Raw genomic sequence first — 22,069 nt, 5'->3', positions numbered from 1 at the left:
ATGGTAGCACTACTTTTTACACTGATTGCCTTTATTTTATTGTTGTTAATGATTGTTTGGGGGCATTTTATTCGTCAACGCAATTATCGTAATAAGGTGGATAATAGCTTTCGCGATGAAACTAATATTCGTTTGTATAAAGAACATAAATCTGAGATAGAGCGTGATTTTGCCCAAGGGCGGTTAGATCAAAGCAGTTATGATTATCTGATATCTGAACTTGATCAAAGCTTATTACAAGACATAGAAGAAAATGCCAATGAACAAAAGCAAGTGACGGAAACTAAACCGATCACGATGTTTTGGCCAGCTATAATGACTGTGTTTATGCTAGCGTTTAGTGCAATTCTTTACCAACAAACAGGGGCTTTTGAAAAATTAACAACAATGCCTCGACAGCAGCAAAGTCATCAATCACTTGATGTTGAACAGCAAGCTTTGGTACAGCTGCAAAAATTAAAACAACAAACAGAACAAGAACCAAATAATAGTGATGCTTGGTATGGCTTAGGACAAGCCCTTGTTGGAGCGGGTGACTTTTCAGCGGCATTAGCAGCTTTCGATCGAGTTATTGAAATAGACGGAGAGCATGCTGATTTATATGGAGCAAAAGCGCAAGCAAGCTTTTATCATAATGAGCAGAAAATCACACCTGAGGTGCAGTCATACATCGACAAAGCATTGGCGCTTGACGCCAGAGACCCGTCAACAAATATCTTGTTAGGTATGCATGCCTTTGTCAATCAAGATTATCAAACAGCGGTGCAACACTGGCAACTTGTCGTGTCTGATAATCGTCCAAGTGTTAATGTCCAAGCTTTACAACAAGCATTAAGTGAGGCGAAAAGCCGTATGGTACTAACAGGCGAACAAGCATCTATTGATGTTAATTCGCAAGTCTCATTAGGTGTTAAGATATCGCTATCAGATGACATTAGAAAGCAATTAGAGCAAGGACAAGACAAGGTTGTTTTTATTTATGCCATTCCTGCTGAGGGCTCAAGAATGCCTTTAGCTGCTGTTAAGTTACGTGCAAGTGACTTACCAACTGAAGTGACCTTGTCAGATGCCAATGCAATGACACCCCAAGCGAAATTAAGTGATGCCAAAGCAGTAAATGTGTTTGCTATCATTTCTGAATCAGGCAGTGCGGGAATAAAACCGGGTGATTTTAAAGCCGAAGCTTTAAATGTCGAGCTTGCTACAAACAAAATGATCTCATTAAATATTAACACCGTAGTAGAATAGTTGTGGTTAGCGATAAGGTTATGAGCGATAGATGTTAAAATCAAGGTATAAAGGGCAAGATAAATCTGTCCATAAACGAACGGCAAAAATTGGCGTGCTGTTAACCAACTTAGGTACGCCTGATGCACCTGAACCAGTAGCCTTAAAACGTTATTTACGTGAATTTCTATCAGATCCGCGCGTTGTAGAAATACCTAAGTTAGTATGGTGGCTTATTCTTCACGGCATTATTTTGCGTGTAAGACCTAAAAAATCAGCTAAGTTATATCAGTCTATTTGGACAGATGAAGGCTCACCATTACTGGTGTTTATGAGAAGGATCCGCGAAAAAGTAGCGAAAAAGTTATCTTTAGAGCAACAAAGTGAGGTTGTGCTAGATATCGCGATGCGTTATGGATCACCTGCTATTTCAGATGCGCTTACGCGCTTTCAAAAACAGGGTGTCGATAAGTTTATAATTCTACCGTTATACCCACAATATGGCGGTCCTACAACCGCATCAACTTTTGATGCGGTGACTCAAACCATCAGTAAATGGCGTTGGATCCCAAGCATACATTTTATAAGTGGATATCATAATCATCCTTTGTATATTAATGCGTTAGTAAATAGTGTTCAGGCGCATATTGCTACTCACGGTAAGCCAGATAAATTGTTACTGTCTTATCACGGTATGCCTAAACACTTTCTCGATAATGGTGATCCTTACTATTGTTTTTGCCATCAAACAACGCAGTTGGTCGTTGCGCAGTTGGGATTGCATGAAAATGATTTCATCACAACTTTTCAATCGAGATTCGGCAAAGCTGAATGGTTAACACCGTATACCGATCAAACGCTTGAAGAACTCGCTAAACAAGGCTGCAAGCATGTTGCAATCATTAGCCCTGCTTTTAGCGTTGACTGCTTAGAAACGTTGGAAGAGTTAGAGGAAGAAAACCGGGAAATCTTTATTGAAGCCGGTGGTGAACAATATCACTATATTCCAGCTTTAAACGATAGCGAAGATCATATATCGCTTATTTCAAATATTATTGAACAATATTTGTAATCGAGCAGATAAGCGCATTGCAATAACAGTGGTTACTCCCTCTCCCTAAGCAGTAACATGATTATTGCAATGCTAATTCATCTACACCAATGCACAATAATATAGAACTAATTATTGATGCTCATTAGTACTCGTTAAGCGCAAAATTTATAATCTTGATTAACAGACTTTTTATACGTGAGCGCGAATAACAATAATAAACTTAACGAAAATAGTATCGGTGTGGTAGGTAATGATACTGTCACTGGCATGGTGGTTAATAGCTGCTGTTGATTGATAACATTTGGGGAGCTTGAGGCTAATTGCCATTGAGCCTGTTGTAAACTACCCGTACGCTGCAGCGTCATGCCTTTTGCTGTTGAAGGGGGTTGAGTGACCAAAATATCGGTAGAAACAAGGCCTGTTGCAGCACCATTTTTTGCAACAAAACGTCCTTCATAACTTATAAAGTCTGATACAAAATCATGCTGGTTATTGACTAAAGCGATCCCATCGGGCGATCCATTTTGAATCCCTGAAAAATAAAAAGTGGCAAAACCATAGCCATTACTGTTATTTGCTAAGATGCCGGTAAGGTTTTCGTTTTTGTACACTTTACCGTTGCCGCCATTATAGAACAGCAATGACCAATGCGATAAGTCTGTACCAGCATCACCAATAAGCTCAACAAATTCGTTTTTATCACTTCCAGAGTTATCATAGTGTATTTCATTAATCTGCAATAAACTTGCAGCACATTTACTGCAAAACAGTGTAAATATAAGCGCTATACAATAGCTCAATGGTTTCATATGTGTAATTCCTTTTACTTAAGTTGTGTTGACTTGGTTAGTGTAGAAAAATAGCTAACGGCAGCAACCTTAAAAAGGTGATACAAGGTATTTACAACATATAATTAACCTTTTTTGAGCTTTAGCTTGTGCTGATAGCATTCAAACCGATAAAAATATATTTTTGATTATGTTTAAAGGGCAAAAGCAGTATATCGATAGCAGAGAATGATGATGCTTTTATTTAAGATTATTTATAAAAGGTGGTGGGGGAGAGGTGGCTTGTCAACGGTACAGATAATCGGGCAATAAAAAACGGAGCATCATAGCTCCGTTTTACAGTAATCTTTTTTAATTAAAGTGCTGTAACGTTTTTCGCTTCAGGACCTTTTTTACCTTGCTCAACAGTAAATGATACTGATTGACCGTCAGTTAGTGTACGGAAACCGTCACCAGTGATAGCACTGAAGTGAACGAACACATCAGGACCGCCTTCTTGCTCGATAAAGCCGAAGCCTTTTGATTCATTAAAAAATTTTACTTTGCCAGTTACTGAGTCAGACATACCAACATTTCTCTCTATAATATAAGGTTTAACAATTTAGGCTATTCAGACATACATGCAGATGTAGCCATGTACGGAGTAAATGCTCTCTACCCAAAAGTACAGACAGAGAAAGGTTTCCATAACACAGGTGCGTTTAGGTTTAAATAGAACTCATTAATGAGGCTATTTAGTCCCTCTCTTCAAACGCAAAAACTCAACGCAAAAGAATTGTAGCACACAAAATTATTAATAGCTTGAATTATAGTGAAGAATAATTGAACTTTTTTTTACAAACAAAAGCCTGCACGAAACAGGCTTTTATTAATTACAGTAAACGTCGGCTAAATAGCGCTACATTGCAGCAATTTGCGCTTTTTGGTCGTTAAGTTTCGCTAATGCAGATTCAGTTTCTGCTAATTTAGTTTTTTCTTTATCGATAACGGCCGCAGGTGCTTTCGCAACAAAATTTTCATTGTTAAGCTTTCCGCTGATTTTTTGTGCGTCTTTAGCTAACTTTTCAATCGCTTTACTCAGTCGTGCTAATTCTGCTTCTTTATCAATTAATCCTGCCATTGGAATTAACACTGACATTTCACCAATAACTGATGTGGCAGAAATTGGACCATCGTCATCAGCAGATAAAACTTCAATGCTTTCGAGTTTGGCTAGCGCGCTGATGAAGTTGTTGTTTTCATCTACGCGGCGTTGGTCGTCTGCAGAAGTATTTTTCAAGAACACAGGTAATGGTTTACTTGGTGCAATATCCATTTCACCTCGAATATTACGAATTGCCACAATAAACTGTTTTACCCACTCTAAATCATCAACGGTTGCCTGGTCGACAAGCGAATCATCGTACTGAGGATATGCTTGCACCATAATGCTATCACCCTGAGTATTAAAGTTGGTTAGCGGTACTACACGCTGCCAGATAGTTTCTGTAATAAATGGCATTAATGGATGCATGACACGCAAGAGCGTTTCAAGGGTTTCAACTAATGTTTTGCGTGTGCCCCGTTGCTGTGCTTCACTACCTTTAAATAATATGGGCTTAGTGAGCTCTAAATACCAATCACAGAACTGGTTCCAGGTAAATTCATACAGCGCTTGTGAAGCTAAATCAAAACGGAAGGTTTTAAAGGCTTCATGCACGGTTTTTACCGTCTTTTGAAGTTCAGCTTGTATCCAACGGTCTGCTAACGAAAGGGTAATATCTCCGCCTGATTTGCCACAGTCGTGTTCTTCGGTGTTCATTAATACATAGCGGCTAGCATTCCAAAGCTTATTACAGAAGTTGCGATAACCGTCTAAGCGTTTCATATCCCAGTTAATGTCACGGCCAGTAGAAGCAAGTGCTGACAAGGTGAAGCGAAGCGCATCTGTACCATGGGCTTCTATACCATCAGGAAAGGCTTTTTTGGTTGCTTTTCCTATTTTATCAGCAAGCTGAGGCTGCATCATGTTGCCTGTACGCTTGGTAAGCAATTCATCTAAAGAGATGCCATCGATCATATCTAATGGATCAATAACGTTGCCTTTTGATTTTGACATTTTATCGCCATTTTCATCGCGAATAAGGCCTGTCACGTAAACTTGTTTAAAAGGTACTTGAGGCTTGCCATTTTCATCTTTGATAAAATGCATGGTCATCATGATCATTCTAGCAACCCAGAAGAAAATAATGTCAAAACCTGTGACTAATACATCAGTCGAATGAAACTTCTTCATCATTTCTTCTTCATTAGGCCATCCTAATGTTGAAAAAGTCCAGAGTGCGGAAGAAAACCATGTATCTAGTACGTCGTCGTCTTGTTTTAAGATAACATCTTCAGCAAGTTGATGTTTCTCTCTGACTTCTTGTTCACAACGACCTACATATACATTGCCTGAGTTGTCATACCAAGCAGGAATACGATGTCCCCACCATAGTTGACGTGAGATACACCAGTCTTGAATGTCGCGCATCCAAGCAAAATACATATTTTCATATTGCTTTGGTACAAATTGAATGTCGCCATTTTCTACCGCTTCAATTGCAGGTTTTGCAAGGGCTTCTGTTCTTACATACCATTGGTCAGTTAGTAATGGCTCGATAATAACACCAGAACGATCACCGTATGGAGCGACTAAATCATGATCTTTAACGCTATCAAGTAGCCCTAATTGGTCAAATTTAGCAATAATTGCTTTACGGGCGTCAAATCTATCTAGTCCAACTAAATCGCTAGGCAATGATGCGTCAAAATCTTCACTTGGTTCGCCATTGGTATTGTATACTTCAGCATTAGCCAAAATAGCCGCATCTTTATTAAAGATGTTAATCATGGCTAAATTACAACGTTTACCTACTTCATTATCATTAAAGTCGTGCGCAGGCGTAATTTTTACACAGCCCGTGCCTTTTTCCATGTCAGCATGTTCGTCACCAACAATAGGTATTAAACGATCAACAAGCGGTAACTTAATATGTTGACCAATTAATGCCTTATAGCGTGGATCTTCTGGGTTTACTGCAACGCCTGTATCACCTAGCATGGTTTCAGGGCGGGTTGTTGCTACCACTAAATAATCTTTACCGTCAGCGGTTTTAGCGCCATTAGCCAGTGGGTAACGTAGTTGCCACATATGGCCTTTTTTGTCTTTGTTTTCAACTTCAAGATCAGATATGGCTGTATGTAATTTTGGATCCCAGTTAACTAATCGTTTGCCGCGATAAATTAAATTATCTTGATAAAGGCGTACGAACACTTCTTGTACTGCATCACTTAAACCATCGTCCATGGTGAAGCGTTCTCGCGACCAATCAATTGAATTACCAAGGCGTTTCATTTGTTTGCCAATGGTGCCACCAGATTGCGCTTTCCATTGCCAAATTTTATCGATAAAAGCGTCACGACCATAGTCGTGGCGATTTTTGCCTTCTTCTGCACCTATTTTACGTTCTACCACCATTTGTGTAGCAATACCTGCGTGGTCAGTACCTGCCTGCCATAAGGTACTTTTACCTTGCATACGTTGATAGCGTATTAGGGTGTCCATGATGGTTTGTTGAAAGGCGTGCCCCATATGAAGGCTACCCGTTACGTTGGGTGGTGGAATAGCAATACAGTACCCTTCACCGTTGTCGGTGGGGGCGAAATAGCCTTGCTCTTCCCAAGATTGATAAAGTTTGCTTTCGATTTCAGCAGGGTTAAATGTTTTTTCCATTGGATTAATACTTACGCGTTAATTTAATGTTACTTTGTTTTCACAGGTGCAGCCGCTTGGTTGTCTACCTGAAACCCAAGTTGACGGTATTGTTTAAAGCGTGCTCTAGCAAGCTCCTTCAATTTTTCGTCGTTGGGTACAAAATCGATAATGTTTGAATATTGTTGAGCAAAGTTTGGCACTGTACTCGTTAAATTAATTAATACTTGTCGTCTGTTTGTAGGTGCTTGCCAGCTAATTTCTACTGCTGAACCATTTTTTTGTCCTTCACCAAGTAAGTTATGAGGAACAAAACTATTTGGATCAAAAGACCACAAAAGCTCATCAATTTGATGAGCTTGTTCTTGCGAGTCTGTATAAATGAATACGCGCTGATTTTGTCGATAAAAATTCGCTGCTTGAAAGCATGCATGTAAATTATCTAACGGTATGTTGTGTTTTTCCTGATCTTCTAACAGGTAAAACATGACATGTGTATTCATCATGTGCGCTTATTCACCTTGCTCTACACCAGATTTATTTAATAAAAATTGCGATAACATGCTAACAGGGCGACCCGTTGAGCCTTTATCTTTACCACCACTACGCCAAGCTGTGCCGGCAATATCTAAATGTGCCCAATGATATTTCTTAGTAAATCGCGATAAGAAACATGCTGCGGTAATGGTACCTGCTGCACGTCCACCTAAGTTGGTGAAGTCGGCAAATGGGCTTTCAAGTTGTTCTTGGTATTCTTCCCATAAGGGTAAACGCCAAGCACGGTCACCACTTTGATCTGACGCATTGAGTAATTCATGTGCGAGTGGATTATGCGTACTTAACAAACCACTTGCATGTTTACCTAAGGCGACAACACAAGCACCGGTTAATGTTGCAACATCAATCACGCAATCAGGGTCAAAGCGTTCAACATAGGTTAGTGCATCACATAAAACTAAACGGCCTTCAGCATCAGTATTTAACACTTCAACGGTTTGACCAGACATGGTTGTTAAGATATCGCCAGGGCGGTAAGCATTACTGCTTGGCATATTTTCACAGCCAGCAAGTACGCCAATAACATTGATAGGTAAGTTAAGTTCGGCTAAGGTGTGCATTGCACCCAGTACGCCAGCTGCTCCACCCATGTCGTACTTCATTTCATCCATGGCTTCGCCTGGCTTTATTGAAATACCACCACTATCGAAGGTTAGCCCTTTACCAACGAGTACAATGGGCTTGCTGTCTTTGTCGCCGCCTTGATAATGAATAATACTCATCATGGATTCATTGGCAGACCCGCGGCCTACTGCAAGGTATGAACCCATACCAAGTGCTTCCATTTGCGCTTCATCAACCACATCGGTTGAGACGTTGTCATATTCATTCGCTAAAATTTTAGCTTGCTCAGCAAGGTACGCAGGGTTACAAATGTTTGGCGGCATATTCGCCACATTCTTACAGGTGTTAATTCCTTCCGCGACAGCTAAACCATGCGCTACAGCACGTTCACCTAAAGGTAATTCTCGTCTTGTTGGGACATTAAAAACGATTTTTCGAAGTGGTCTACGTGGTTCTTCTTTACGTGTTTTCAAGCTATCGAAACTGTACAAACAATCTTGTGTTGCTTCTACGGCTTGTCTTACTTTCCAATAATTATCACGGCCTTTCACATGAAGCTCTGTTAAGAAGCATACTGCTTCCATTGAGCCTGTTTCGTTCAAGTTGTTGATGGTTTTACTGATAATTTGACGATACTGCCTTTCGTCAAGCTCGCGTTCTTTTCCGCAGCCAACCAGTAATACTCGTTCACTTAAAATATTAGGTACATGATGTAATAACAACATTTGACCTGATTTACCTTCTAAGTCACCTCGACGTAACAAATTACTAATGTAGCCTTCGCTGATTTCGTCCAGTTGTTCGGCAACAGCAGATAAACGTCTTGGTTCAAAAACGCCGACCACTATACAAGCACTGCGTTGTTTTTCTGGGCTGCCGCTTTTTACGCTAAATTCCATGGGCTCTCCTAGTTTGAGGTAAATCTGAACGTTTTTTAAAAAAAATTCAGTTTAACTTGCTTAAATCTACCATTAATAGATAAGCTTACTGTGATTTATTTTTCGCTAAAGGCTATAATTATAGCCTTATCCAGAAGCATTACCTAAAGGCTTTTGAATTATTTTAGTTATGAAAATGACAAGTTTACTTAAAAATTGTCTTTATGTCAGAAAAAAACTAAGTTTTTGTAGGATCTCTTTGTGATCGTTTTTCGTTATTTATTAAAAGAAGTTGTTAAAACCCAGCTCGCCGTGTTTGTGGTGTTAATGACCATTTTTATCAGCCATAAATTTGTCAAAGTTCTTGATGATGCCTCTGAAGGTGGTATTCCTGGCCAGTTAGTGATGGTGTTTATTGGTTTAAAAGCACCTGATTTGGCTGGTACAATTTTACCTTTAAGTTTCTTTTTAGGTATTTTGCTTGCTTATGGCCGCATTTATGCCGATAACGAAATGACCATTTTACATGCGACGGGCATAAGTGAATGGTATGTGGTCAGGGTTACGCTTATTCTAGCTATTATAACGGCGATATTTACAGGCTTGTTTACTTTATATTTATCTCCGCTTGCTTCTGAATATGAGTATCAAGTCAAAGAAAAACTTGCTGCAGATTCTGGATTAAGTGCATTAGTGGCTGGACGTTTTCAAACCACAGGCAATAAAAAAGCTGTGGTGTTTATTCACGGAAAAGATAGGGTGAGTAACACCTTAGAGAAAGTGTTTGTGGCACAGTTACCAAACGAGAAATCTGGGCAGAGTGAAATTATTAACTCAAGTTTAGTGTATGCAAAACAAGGTGAGGTAATAGAAGAATCGTCAGGCTCGCAACGTTTAATTTTATCAGATGGCACACGTTATCAAAATGACCCAAAGAACGAGGAGTTTAGACAAGTTGCATTCGGTAAATATTACATTCAAATTGAAGATCAAAAAGTTGAACATAAACGCAGAAAACTAAGTGCTATTCCCACCCAACAATTGTTCAATGAAACATCAAGTGAATATCGTGCTGAAATTCATTGGCGAATAGCCTTTCCATTGGCATGTATTATTTTAACCTTTGTTGCTGTTCCTTTAAGTGTTGTTAATCCGCGACAAGGAAAATTTGCCAAAATGTTTCCTGCTATCTTACTTTTCTTAAGTTATTTACTGCTGCTAACGGCTATGCGAAGTGGCTTAGAAAAAGGCTCAATCCCATTACAAGTAGGCTTGTGGCCAGTACATATATCAGCGCTATTTGTTGGCTTTAGTTTACTAGCAAAAAGTCGAAGTACGGGGTTAAGGTTACGTTCTGTTTTACCGTTTTATGCCAATAAAAAAGAGGCTAAAACATGAAAATTTTAGATTTATATATTGCCAGAATTATCGCTTCTACCACTTTACTCACGCTTGCGGTGTTTGTTAGCCTCAGTGGCATTATTAAATTTGTAGAACAAATGAGATCTGTAGGCAAGGGCAGTTATGACTTGTCGCATGCAGCGCTTTATGTGTTATACGCCGTACCGCGTGATGTCGAATTGTTTTTCCCCATGGCTGCCTTAATAGGCGGGTTGATTGGTATTGGTATGCTTGCCAGTAATTCTGAGTTGGTTGTTATGCAAGCCTCGGGATTATCACGCTTAGATATCATTAAATCAGTGATGAAGTCTGCTTCAATTCTTATCATATTGAGTATGGCGGTGGGGGAGTGGTTAGCACCCGCGGGAGAGGCTGCTGCTAGACAAGTAAAAGCGCAAGCCATTTCTGGAGGTAGCTTGATCTCTGCTAAAGGTGGCACGTGGGCAAAAGACGGAGATTATTTTGTTCATATCATGGAAGTGCAAGACACAGGCTCATTAAAAGGAATACAAATTTACCGTTTTGATCGTGATTTAAAACTTTCAAGTTGGCTGGCGGCAAGTTCTGCGGTTTATCAAAAAGACGCTTGGCTACTAAGTGATGTGGTAGATACCTATATTCAAGATAAAGAAATTACCACAAAATCATTACCGACCATGGCATGGCAATCTACGTTAACGCCAGATAAACTCGGTGTAGTAACCGTTAAGCCAGAATCTTTATCGGTGAGAGGCTTGTTAGATTATTTAGATTACCTCGCGGAAAACGACCAAGATTCAAGTCGTTATCAATTAGCTTTTTGGCGAAAATTGATACAACCTGTCACTGTTGCGGTTATGTTATTGGTCGCACTTTCTTTCATTTTTGGTCCGTTGCGTTCAGTGTCAATGGGCGCAAGAATTATGATGGGGATCGCCACCGGCATTTTGTTTTTTATCACGAATGAAGTGTTAGGTTCGCTGAGCTTGGTATATCAGCTTCCTGCGATATTTGGTGCGGCAATGCCGAGTGTAATTTTTACTGCCATCGCTTTATTTTTTATTCGTAAGAAAGCGGGATAATCGTTATTTTCCCGCTTTAATATGAGATTAAATTTTCGCTTTATTTGCTGCTAGTGATAAAACGACAATTTCTGTATTGGTTAATTTATCTTGTAAACTTAACTTATGCTTCCATTCGATAAATAGCCAAATATTGCCTAAACCAAATATGCTGTAGATTATTCTTATTAAGCCTAGCTTTTTATTAATTAATTGTCCGTCTAGGTGTTGTAGTCTTAAACGCCATGCTTTCATACCAAGGGTTTGGCCGCTACGGGCCCAGAAAAATAAAAAGAAATAAATAACCCAAGAAAAGTTCCAACCATAAATAAGCGCGCTATAAAGATAGGATGATTGTTGTACATCAATTAAATGCTGATGGCCGTTCATATTCACCAAACCTAAAGTAGCCGCAATCTTAAATAGACCAAATCCAATCGCGCCGGCAACCATATAAACCGCAATCGCTAAGAGTGCGTCATAAACCCACGCGCCAAAACGGCGCATAAAGCCAGCGCGTGGAAAAACGGTAAAATCTACTGAAGACATCATAATACTCTGTTTTAAATTGACGCGTCAGTGTAGCAGACTCTTCTCGGCGACTTAATAGTTTATCTACACTAACATGTGCCTTCTTCTTCGCTTGGCTTAATTTTATACAAAGCAGCATAAAGCGCTGGTACAACACCTAAGGTTAAAATAGTGCCGATACCTAAACCAAAGGCGATAACATTTGCTAAGCCGTAAAATAATGGATCTTTACTAATAATTAACGGCGTTAACCCCATAATAGTGGTGATAGTTGTCATGGCAATTGGGCGAAGACGCATCAAACAAGCGTCGACAATTGCTTGAAATTCACTTTTACCTTGTGCTTGTTCAATGTTTATCCGGTCAATTAGTACAATGGCATTATTGATAATAATCCCCGCTAAGCTATACAAACCTAGGGTTACCATAAAGCCAAATGGTGCTTGCATGATAAATAACCCCATTACCGCACCAACAAAAGACAATGGAATGGTTAAACAAATGATCAACGGCTTGCGATAGGAGTTAAATTGAGCAACTAATAAAATGATGATCACACCTAAAACAATCGGCATATTCGCACTAAGTGATTTTTGTGCTGCCGCCGATTCCTTGATCACACCATCATATTCAATACGATGATTGACAGGTAAATCTTTTTTCAGCGCTTCAAGCTTGTCATCGATTCGCAACTTCAAATCTTCTGCTGCCATCTTTGTGTTGCGCGCTTCAATACTGATGGTTCGAAACATGTCTTCGTGATGGATCATAGAAAATTGATTTATTGGTTCGAAATCAGCTACTTGAAATAACGGAATTGTATTACCCGTCGTGTGTGAATACACGTTGAGAGTTCGTAATTTATCAATGTTTTTACGTTCGCCCTCTTTAGCACGAAAAACGATAGGAATAATATCGTCACCTTCGCGAAAATTGGTGATATGCGCGCCACTAAAATAGCTTTCTAACGCTTGGGCTATATCGCTAGAAGTTAACCCTGCTCTTTTGGCTCGATGTTGATCAACTTTTACGGAAATTTTAGTAATTAAGTTTTCCCAGTCATGTCGCACATTAATGGTATTAGGAGTGTCGTGTAATAACGCCATAATTTCTTGTGCTTTTTTATAGAGCACATTCTTATCAGGACCTTTCACTTGGATTTTTAAAATAGCGGAATCAGAAGGACCTAAAAACATTTTTTTCACACGTGCCGAAACATTAGGAAAGGTTGATTCTATCAGCGGATCTAAACTTTCTGTCACCGCCGTTATATTGGTACCGGGCTTTACGTTTAATACAATAAAGCCTTTATTTTGTGCTGGGTCTTCAGGGTTGAGTGATAAAACAAACCTAGGTCCACTAAAACCAACATAACCAGAGTAGCTTTCAATGTAGTCAAATTGCTTTTTGTTGTCGTTAAACCAAGTAAATAACTGTTTCATCTGACGGTCTGTTTCACGTGATGAAGTGCCGTTAGGTAAATCGATATTAATCAGTATTTGTGTTCGATCAGAATCAGGAAAAAATTGTTTTGCGGCAAACTGCATTGAAAACACCGCGATAAAAAATAACACCACCATGCTCGATAAAAAAAATGCCTTGTGGGATAAAATCCATAACAGAAGTCGCTGGTATGATTGGTAATATTTTCCTAAACGACTATCGTCCGTTTTTGCTGGGCTGCCATCATTATCGGGCACTTTGATAAAATAGTAACTTAAAATAGGCGTGATAGTGAGTGCTAAAATCCAGCTCGCTAATAAAGAAATTAAAATAACTAAGGAAATAGATCGGGTATATTCCCCAGCCACATGTTCGGCTAACATTAACGGCAAAAAGAATAAAATAGTGGTTGCTGATGAACTCAATAAAGGCAAGGCCAACTCTTTGCAACCCTGAACCATAGCATCATAACGGGAAGTATTGTCTTCTAAACGTCGTTTAAAATCTTCTGCTAAAACAATGCCATTATCAACTAATAAGCCAAGTGAAATGATAAGCGTCGCTAAACTCATTCGCTCTAACTTTATTCCGCTAAATTGCATAAAGGTTAGCGTTACTAACATCACACAAGGTACAATTGTTCCTACAATAAGACCTGTTCTTACCCCGAGAAAAAGCACTACAACTACTAACACAATGGCTAGCGTTTGTAATACGCTAAAGGACACTCCTTGAACTGTTTTTTCAACTTGTTCTGCTTGGTGAGTGGCTATGTTTAATTGATAGCCTATGGGTAATGTGGTTTGAATTTCTTCAATTTTTTTTATTAAGCGTGGTGAATATTCTAAAATGTTGTAGCCAGATAACATTGCTGTGGCAAAGAATATGGCTGGCTTACCATTAAAATATGCCTGTTTATCTGGTGGATCTATATACCCTCGCTTGATGGTAACAATATCTTTTAGGGCTATAAAGTCTTCACTTCCTGGGATTGAAATAAAGGTATTCGCAATGTCTTCTAGGGTGTTAAAATTACCTGTTGGTTCAATAATATAGCTTTTAGCACCAGTATCAACTTCGCCACCAGAACGCACAATGTTTTGATTTCTTAATTCATTCATAAGTGCTTGAGGTGAGATACCCAATTGAGACAATTTTGCGTTAGAAGTTTCGAGGTAAATTCGCTCCGATTGATAACCCAAAATGTCAATTTTCTTCGTGCCTTCAACACTATATAAAGTATCACGTATATGTTGAGAAATATCGTACATTTCAGCCATACTAAAGCCGTCAGCTGTAAGGGCTAAAGTAACAACTGATACATCGCCAAATTGATCATTCACAAAGGGTGTTATCGTGCCTTCAGGTAACTTATTTTGCGCTGCGATTACTTTATTTCGTAAGTCTTGCCAAATATCATCTAAATTAAAATAACGATCGTAAATTTTTACATGAATTGTTGATAACCCAGTTGATGAAGACGATTTTATCTCTTTAACTTCTGGAATTTTACGAATTTCTTCCTCAAGCTTTTTGGTTATTAACTTTTCTACTCGGTCTGGCGCCATACCTGGGAATTGTGTGGTTACAATCGCTTCACGGATGGTAATACTAGGATCTTCTTGGGCTGGCAAAGTAAAATAAGCAAATATGCCGTTGATTAGCATTAACGCTGCAATTAAAAAAACAGTCTTACGATATTTAAAAGCCGTTGCGGTAATATTCATTGATAAAACCCCTAATTAAAACGTTGGGTTTGTTGATCTAAAAGCGTCACTTGTTGACCATCTCGTAGAAAGGCAATGCCAGCTGTGGCAATAATTTCTCCATTTTTTAACCCTTTCGATAAAATAATCTCATTGTTAATGACATTTTCTGCATGTACATAGCGTTTATTCAGTGTTTTTGATGTTTTGTTGTAAACAAATACATAGGACTTCTGTTCGAGATCTGCACCAATTGCTGTAGCAGGTATTCTAATTGCTGGCCCTGAGTAGCCTGATTGTTCGCTATTTTTATAGGTGAAAGAAACTTCTGCTGTCATGCCAGCTCTTAATGCATCATGGTTATCGTTTAGCATGACAGTTAACGGAAACGCATTGGCTGATTGAGCTCTTGTGCCAATTTCAGTAATGTGTCCTTTCATCACTACCTGATTTAAAACCGGAAAAGTGACATTTAATTCAGTATTTTTTGTTAGTTCTCTTATCAATGTTTCAGGCACCATTACATGAACTTCTAAACCATGCTCACCTTCAATTTCAAAAATAGGTTGCCCTGGGGTTACCTGTTGAGAAGGTTCAATTAAACGATTAGTGATTACACCATCGTATGGTGCAAGTAAAATGCTGTCTTGTTGGTTTTTATTGGCAATATCTACTTGCGCTTGAGCAACGGCAACAGCACTTTTAGTTGATTCAAAAGCGGCTTTAGCATTATCAAAATCTGATTGTGATACTAATTCTTGCTTGATCAATTGCTTAAATCGATTATAGGTACTTTTTGCCTCAGAAAAATTGGCTTGTATCTGTTGCAGATTAGCATTTGCTGATTGCACGCTGAGGCTAAAACTGCGTTGATTTAATTGCGCTAAACGTTGACCTTTTTGTACCGTGTCACCTAAATTTACGGGTACATCTTCTAACTTACCCGCCACTTCGAAGCTTAATGTTGCCGTTTCTACAGGCGCAATAATGCCAGATAAGGTACGGACCTGTTCCATCGGCGATAAGGATACTTTTTGCCAAGCAATGGGCCTAATTAAAGGCTCTTTTTTGGGTGAATTATCTGAGCAAGCCACTAGAAATAAGAGAAAAAAACAATAAAAAATATTACGCATTGCAGACGTCCATATAAACAATTAATCAATAAAGCGTAGTCCACATTCATAAAAGAATACATGAAGATATGAAATGGTACTACTAAGTACCAGATATTGTGGTACTATCTAGTACCAAAGTCAATGAAAAATATTCAATAGGTATGCACGAAGAATTAACGTTATCGCATAAAACTTTATCTGAACGCGGAAAAAAAATTTTAGATGCCGCACAACAATTGTTTCTGGAACATGGTTATGACAATACATCACTTGAAATGATCATTAGTGAGGCGGGCGGCTCAAGGCGTAATATTTACAGTGAATTTGGTAATAAAGAAGGGCTATTGATTGCTGTGATCAGAGAGCATATCGCTGCACAAGTGTCATTATTGGTTGATATTGATTATGACCTACCGCCAGAAGAAGCGTTAATCAAGGTATGTTGTCGCTTTATGGATGGTTTTTTGTCTGAAACCGTGATTAATTTGTTCCGTTTGGTGATTAATATCGTGCCAGCACTACCTCAATTGGGGGAGCTTATCTTTAAATATGGCCCGTTAACTGGATGCCGTCCGATTAGTGATTATTTAGCTTACTTGAATAAACAAGGTGTATTACACATTGACGATAGCGAGTTTGCTGCGCATTTATTGATTGAAATGATCAAATCACGATTGCATGTACAAGCGTTACTATTACCAAACAACCCGCCCACGAAAGCAGAAGTTACCGCGCACATCCGTCAAGCGGTACCCGTATTTTTGCGGGCATATAAAGTATAAAATGTGAATAAATTGAGTGTTGTATAAATTAACATCAAATAGTGCATATCTGATAAAAAAGCGGTTGCCAACACCGAGTATTCTCGTATAATGCCAGCCACTTCAACAAGAAGTTGTTGAAGTGGCTGTGTCGCCGGAGTGGTGGAATTGGTAGACACGACGGATTCAAAATTGAAGATGCTTAGCTTTATTTTGAATGTCGGTACTTTATTTAATTGCCCTGCATTGAAAGTGAGTGTTTGCATTTCTCTTGCAAAGATTTGCAAAGTTTTTACGAGATTACAAAAATTACTGACCTAGTTTTAAGGTTGGTTAGTATTCAAAGAAGTTGGTTTTTATAGAGAATCCATTTCTTTGCAAACTAAAAAGTTAGCTAAAAGCCTTTGCCAGTGTGGTGAAATTGGTATACACGACGGATTCAAAATTGAAGATGTTTAGCTTGATTTTGAATTTCGGTACTTGATTTTATTGCCCTGAATTGAAAGTGAGTGTTTGCATTTTTCTTGCAAAGATTTGCAAAGTTTTTACGAGATTACAAAAATTACTGACCTAGTTTTAAGGTTGGTTAGTATTCAAAGAAGTTGGTTTTTATAGATAATCCATTTCTTTGCAAACTAAAAAGTTAGCTAAAAGCCTTTGCCGGTGTGGTGAAATTGGTATACACGACGGATTCAAAATCCGTTGCAGCAATGCGTGGCGGTTCGAGTCCGCCCACCGGTACCATTATATGAAAGCCCTGTCCTTAATCGGATGGGGCTTTTTTATTTGCTTTTTTTGGGGCTGAAGTGAGCGAGGAGCAGACATTTACTTTAGCTCGTTTTTGGACATAAACATGTTAGCTTGAATAAGTGCTTTGTGCCATAAATAGTGCATTAGATAATGCAGCATTAAATTAAAATGTGAAAACGCGTTTACCCAACCTAAAGAATTACCTGATTAGCGCTCACATTTGGCATTTTTTAATTTCGCGCTATTTTAAACCAAATCTCCTTGTAAATAGGGTTTACTCTAGAGTCTTTTGCCATCTAACGACTGCTGGTAACTTACTACAAAATTCTAATTTTTTGGCGAATTTAAAATATAAACAACAGACAGTTTGCCTCTTTACCAACTGTTAACCAGTCGTGAATTAGGGATTTACATTAAAAATTCATTATGGCATCTTGGTTAAATAATAAACAACTAGAGAGTCAAGAGGGTAAAATATGGCATTTTTCATTAATGACAAGGAATTTGAGAATCAAGGCGAGTTTACAAAATACGGAAGAGGGTGTGCTACCAAAATTCCTACTCCAATTGAAATTCTTAGAGTAGATGAGGAAATTTCATCGAACAAATCGAGACGTAGTTTATTTTCTCAGCTTTCTATTGAGGTTCGTTTTCATCATGTTACCTACGGGGCAAAAGGGTTGATCACTAAAAGCCAGCGAAAAAAACAAATCGATCTGTTGAATCAAGCTTTTGCAGGAGCAAACTTAAAATTTAAATATAGCGAGTCTAAAGTTCAGTTTATCGATAATCAGAGTTGGTATTTTATGGGACATGGTTCCGCTGCTGAACGTGAAGCAAAAACATTACTAGGAACAGACTCCAAAAGATATTTAAACTTTTATACAGGGGGGTTAGTTTCTGGATTACTAGGTTGGGCAACTTTTCCTTTTGATTTATCTGGAGATCCTATTTTGGACGGGGTTGTAATGTTAGATGAATCCCTTCCAGGTGGTGATGCAGCCCCATACAATTTAGGAATGACTGGTGTTCATGAAGTTGGGCATTGGCTAGGGTTGTATCATACTTTTCAAGGAGGTTGCGATGGAATTGGCGATCATGTGCACGACACACCAGCACATAGTGCAGCCAACTATGGAAAACCGCAGCTAGATCAGGCTCACAATGCTTGCATTGTTGGAGAGAATGCACCGATTAATAACTATATGAATTATGTAGATGACGAATGGATGAACGAATTAACACCAGAACAAGAAGCTAGAGTTAAAGAACAAATTATGATGTATCGAACTGGATTATTAAACACGTAATTATGAGAAACTATAGTAAATCAACAAAAGAAAAATTACGTTCGAAGCTCGGTGGTAATCAACGTAAAATGGCGGTTCAAAGAAAAGCTAACTTTGAAAATATCCAAGTAAAAACTAATAATAAAGTTGTAATTATTGGGGCTGGAATTTCAGGATTGTGTGCTGCACATGAATTAGAACAAAAAGGATACGAAGTCATTATTTTGGAAGCTCAAAACGACCATGTTGGTGGTAGGATTAGAACTTTTCGTAAAGGGAATAATTATTGCGAATTTGGAGCTATGCGTATTCCTGAGGAACATGATCTAACTTTAGGATACATTAACAAGTTCGGATTAAAAACTAGAAAATTTGTTCAGGATAATGAAAACGCATACGCTTACATTCGTAGCAAAAGAGTTCGAAGAGATGAAGCTGGAAAAGATGCTTTAAAGTCAGAATTTGTTCTCAATAAAAAAGAACAAAAAATGTCTGCTGATGATATTTGGGTTGCAACAGTTGTAGAAACTTTGTTGAGTTTGAGCGAAAGTGAACAAAAAGAGTTGTATGAAAATCATCTTTCTTCTAAAGAATTACTAAACGTCGATCAAGATTCTTTATACAACAATTTAAAAGCTGGGGGATTCACCAGAGATGCTATTGAATATGTAGCTTCGTTATATGGAGTAACTACCTATTTAAATACTGGGTTATCGGAGCACCTTCGTGAAGAAAAAGAAGAAATTTGGCTTGGGAATTTCGAAGAAATCGAAGGAGGGATGGATCAACTGGTTCAAAAGTTTATTGAAAACATTCGCGCAAATATTCATCGTGGGGCAGTTGTAGAAAAAATCAATAACTCAGCTTCAGCAGCTTCCGTTGTCTATACTGAACATGGTGAAACAAAAACCATGCAAGCCGATTGGGTAATTTGTACCATTCCTTTAGGTGTACTTTCTCGATTAGAAATTGAAGCAGCTTTTTCAAAACAGAAAATCAACGCTATTCGAAATGTGAATTATGACTCTTCTTCCAAAATAGTAAGTGTTACTAAACATCGGTTTTGGGAAAAAAAAGATAACATTTACGGTGGAGGAAGCATTTGGGATGGCGGATTAGGACATACTTGGTACCCTTCGGATAATGCTGAAGCAAAAGATGAAAAAGCAACAGATGTCGAAAGCATGCTATTGGCTTCGTATACTTGGGGAATGCATGCAAGGCGAATTGATAACATTCCTGAAGAAAGCATTAACGACTATGTAAAGAATGAATTGGCAAAAATTCATACGGAAGCTGATATGACTGATGTTGTGGAATCTTACAGATGGAGTTGGGATAATCATGAATGGAGTTCTGGCGCTTTTGCATTTTTTAATCCTGGAGATCATACCGATTTGCATGCTGAATTGGTGAAACATGAAGATCGAGTATTATTAGCTGGTGAACATTGCTCGCTTACACATTCTTGGATTCAAGGCGCTTTAGAGTCTGCAATTGAAGTATGTACACACATTTTTGAGAATTGAATTGTATGACAGTTTCTGAATATATCATTAAAAAGCTCAAAGCATACGGTTGCAATCATGTGGCTGGGATTCCTGGAACTTCTTGCGCAGGTTTTTTCAATGCAATTGATAGAGACAAAGACATCAATTATATCTTGACTACTAACGAATTGGAGTCTGGATACATCGCTGATGGTTACGGTAGAAATGGTGGCTTTGGAGCTGTTTGTGTCTCGTACGGTGTAGGGACATTAAGTTTACTAAATGCTGTCGCAAGTGCTTTTACAGAACGTGTTCCATTACTTGTTATTAATGGTGGTCCAACAGAAAAAGATCTCCAAATAGAGAGCGAATTTGGAAGTCTTTTTTCTCATTCTACTGGTGCCAAACAAACCGATTTAAATGTTTTTAAACATGTAACTGTTTTCGCTGAAGTTATTGAAAACGTTTCCGAAGCTAAAACTATTATTGACAAAGCATTCGACACCGCAGATAAAGAATTTCGACCTGTGTATATAGAAGTTCCGCAAGACTACTGGGATAATGAAATTCCAGAGGGAAAGGAAGTAACAACGAGTCAGAAAATTGAAGTAAATACAGCTTTTCAAACGTTAGCTAATACTACTATTTTAAATGCTTCCTCACCTGTTTTAATCATTGGTGTTGAAGTGGTTCGAAGAAATCTATACGTCAAAGTATTAGCACTTATTGAAAAATGGAATATTCCATTTGTAACTACAGCATTGTCCAAATCTTATATTTTGGAGTCTCATCCGTTATTTGTTGGCTGTTACGACAGTGATTTGTTCCATTCTTCAGATCGCTTTGAAATTATTGACAAATCTGATTGCTCAATCGGGCTGGGTTGTATTTGGGGAATTGATCATCGGGCTTTTGTGACAACAAAATTTAATGATATCGTTGAAATGAGCTTTTCAAAAGGACGTGTTTCAAAAGAAAAATTTGAGTCAGTTGATCTCGAACTAGTTATAGATGCGTTTTTAGAGTTAGATATTTCAGTTACTACCCAAATTCCAGAAAAACCCGCTCGCTCTTTAAATACACATTCAGATTATTTCGGTCACGAACAAGTATTCGCCAGTATCAATGAGCATATTCAAGATCAAAATAATATACAAATTGCCACGGATACTTGTTTAGGAAGTTTCCTAGGAGCAGATTTAGATATGCCTAGTAGAAATATGTATTTGGCAAATCCAGTTTGGTTATCTATCGGACAAGGAACTCCTGCTGCAATTGGAGCATATTTAAAAAACAAAAAAACTCCCATTATTATTTCTGGTGATGGTGGCTTCCAAATGGTAGCGCAATCCTTTTCTACAATGGTAAAATATAAGATACCTGCCTTAATTATTATTCTAGACAATAGCTTATATGCTATTGAACAATATTTAATCGACAACTCTTACTTTACAGAAAACAAAGCTCCTTTAAAATATGTAAAACTCAACAATTGGTCTTACGAAAACTTTCCAAATGTCTTTAATGGCGGAATTGGAAAACGTGCAAAAACAAAGCTACAATTTGATGAAATTATTAGTTCTTGGGTTGCTTCAGAAAAGAACGAACCTTGGATTGTTGCATGTGAAATTCCACATAAAGATTTACCTCCTAATTAAAACTACTGTAGTGGTCAACTAAAACTGGCCACCTTGTTATAAGTTTTCCAATATTTGTGTTCGGCCTCTAATGGCGATAACCC

The 22,069-nt window shown here is 38.3% G+C and carries 16 protein-coding genes and 1 tRNA gene; 9 read left to right on the top strand and 8 right to left on the bottom strand.

Annotated features, from left to right (window positions below):
• A complete protein-coding gene (gene ccmI, locus Q4489_RS16925) occupies window positions 1-1,248 on the top strand; it encodes a c-type cytochrome biogenesis protein CcmI (protein ID WP_303482729.1) in 1,248 nt (415 codons plus the stop codon).
• Window positions 1,249-1,279: 31 nt separating this feature from the next.
• Window positions 1,280-2,299: a ferrochelatase gene (gene hemH / locus Q4489_RS16920; RefSeq protein WP_303482727.1), complete on the top strand. Its 1,020-nt coding sequence runs from the start codon at window positions 1,280-1,282 to the stop codon at window positions 2,297-2,299.
• A gap of 134 nt (window positions 2,300-2,433) precedes the next feature.
• On the opposite strand, the gene Q4489_RS16915 is transcribed toward hemH, so the two are convergent.
• The 5 genes from Q4489_RS16915 to pepA form a co-directional block, all read right to left on the bottom strand.
• Complete coding sequence (locus Q4489_RS16915) at window positions 2,434-3,090, bottom strand: hypothetical protein (protein WP_303482724.1); 657 nt, start codon at window positions 3,088-3,090, stop codon at window positions 2,434-2,436.
• 334 nt (window positions 3,091-3,424) lie between these two features.
• Window positions 3,425-3,634 carry a cold-shock protein gene (locus Q4489_RS16910; RefSeq protein WP_074498780.1) on the bottom strand — a complete coding sequence of 70 codons (210 nt, stop codon included), beginning with the start codon at window positions 3,632-3,634 and terminating at the stop codon, window positions 3,425-3,427.
• 333 nt (window positions 3,635-3,967) lie between these two features.
• Window positions 3,968-6,823 carry a valine--tRNA ligase gene (locus Q4489_RS16905; protein ID WP_303482721.1) on the bottom strand — a complete coding sequence of 952 codons (2,856 nt, stop codon included), beginning with the start codon at window positions 6,821-6,823 and terminating at the stop codon, window positions 3,968-3,970.
• A gap of 29 nt (window positions 6,824-6,852) precedes the next feature.
• Complete coding sequence (locus tag Q4489_RS16900) at window positions 6,853-7,308, bottom strand: DNA polymerase III subunit chi (RefSeq protein WP_303482718.1); 456 nt, start codon at window positions 7,306-7,308, stop codon at window positions 6,853-6,855.
• Between the two features lie 6 nt (window positions 7,309-7,314).
• The gene (pepA, locus tag Q4489_RS16895) at window positions 7,315-8,823 is read right to left on the bottom strand and encodes a leucyl aminopeptidase (RefSeq protein WP_074498777.1); all 1,509 of its coding nucleotides are present in this window, start codon (window positions 8,821-8,823) and stop codon (window positions 7,315-7,317) included.
• Between the two features lie 240 nt (window positions 8,824-9,063).
• Here pepA and lptF point away from each other — a divergent pair, with 240 nt between their 5' ends.
• Window positions 9,064-10,200 (top strand): LPS export ABC transporter permease LptF, encoded by a 1,137-nt coding sequence (lptF, locus tag Q4489_RS16890; protein ID WP_303482715.1) that lies wholly within the window; start codon window positions 9,064-9,066, stop codon window positions 10,198-10,200.
• The gene (lptG, locus tag Q4489_RS16885) at window positions 10,197-11,264 is read left to right on the top strand and encodes an LPS export ABC transporter permease LptG (protein ID WP_303482712.1); all 1,068 of its coding nucleotides are present in this window, start codon (window positions 10,197-10,199) and stop codon (window positions 11,262-11,264) included. Before lptF ends, lptG begins: the two co-directional genes overlap by 4 nt.
• Before the next feature lie 27 nt (window positions 11,265-11,291).
• Here the strand turns inward: lptG and Q4489_RS16880 are convergent, their stop codons facing one another.
• From Q4489_RS16880 to Q4489_RS16870, 3 genes are all read right to left on the bottom strand, one after another.
• On the bottom strand, window positions 11,292-11,795 hold the full coding sequence (locus Q4489_RS16880; protein WP_303482709.1) for an RDD family protein: 504 nt from the start codon (window positions 11,793-11,795) through the stop codon (window positions 11,292-11,294).
• Window positions 11,796-11,863: 68 nt separating this feature from the next.
• Window positions 11,864-14,944, bottom strand: coding sequence for an efflux RND transporter permease subunit (locus Q4489_RS16875; protein WP_303482707.1), 3,081 nt, complete (start codon window positions 14,942-14,944; stop codon window positions 11,864-11,866).
• A gap of 11 nt (window positions 14,945-14,955) precedes the next feature.
• Complete coding sequence (locus Q4489_RS16870; protein ID WP_303482704.1) at window positions 14,956-16,056, bottom strand: efflux RND transporter periplasmic adaptor subunit; 1,101 nt, start codon at window positions 16,054-16,056, stop codon at window positions 14,956-14,958.
• Between the two features lie 98 nt (window positions 16,057-16,154).
• Between Q4489_RS16870 and Q4489_RS16865 the strand changes: the two genes are divergently transcribed.
• The 5 genes from Q4489_RS16865 (at window position 16,155) to Q4489_RS16845 (ending at window position 21,986) form a co-directional block, all read left to right on the top strand.
• Complete coding sequence (locus tag Q4489_RS16865; protein WP_303482701.1) at window positions 16,155-16,820, top strand: TetR/AcrR family transcriptional regulator; 666 nt, start codon at window positions 16,155-16,157, stop codon at window positions 16,818-16,820.
• Between the two features lie 638 nt (window positions 16,821-17,458).
• Window positions 17,459-17,543 (top strand) — tRNA-Leu (locus Q4489_RS16860).
• A gap of 482 nt (window positions 17,544-18,025) precedes the next feature.
• Window positions 18,026-18,859, top strand: a complete 834-nt coding sequence (locus Q4489_RS16855) for a zinc metalloprotease (protein WP_303482698.1) — start codon at window positions 18,026-18,028, stop codon at window positions 18,857-18,859.
• A gap of 2 nt (window positions 18,860-18,861) precedes the next feature.
• Window positions 18,862-20,367 (top strand): FAD-dependent oxidoreductase, encoded by a 1,506-nt coding sequence (locus Q4489_RS16850; RefSeq protein ID WP_303482695.1) that lies wholly within the window; start codon window positions 18,862-18,864, stop codon window positions 20,365-20,367.
• Between the two features lie 5 nt (window positions 20,368-20,372).
• The gene (locus Q4489_RS16845) at window positions 20,373-21,986 is read left to right on the top strand and encodes a thiamine pyrophosphate-binding protein (protein ID WP_303482693.1); all 1,614 of its coding nucleotides are present in this window, start codon (window positions 20,373-20,375) and stop codon (window positions 21,984-21,986) included.
• The last annotated feature ends 83 nt before the right edge of the window (window positions 21,987-22,069 follow it).

Origin of the sequence: Thalassotalea sp. 1_MG-2023, assembly GCF_030546745.1 — a bacterium.
Lineage (GTDB): Bacteria > Pseudomonadota > Gammaproteobacteria > Enterobacterales > Alteromonadaceae > Thalassotalea_C.
This window is presented reverse-complemented; position numbering and strand designations above follow the sequence as displayed.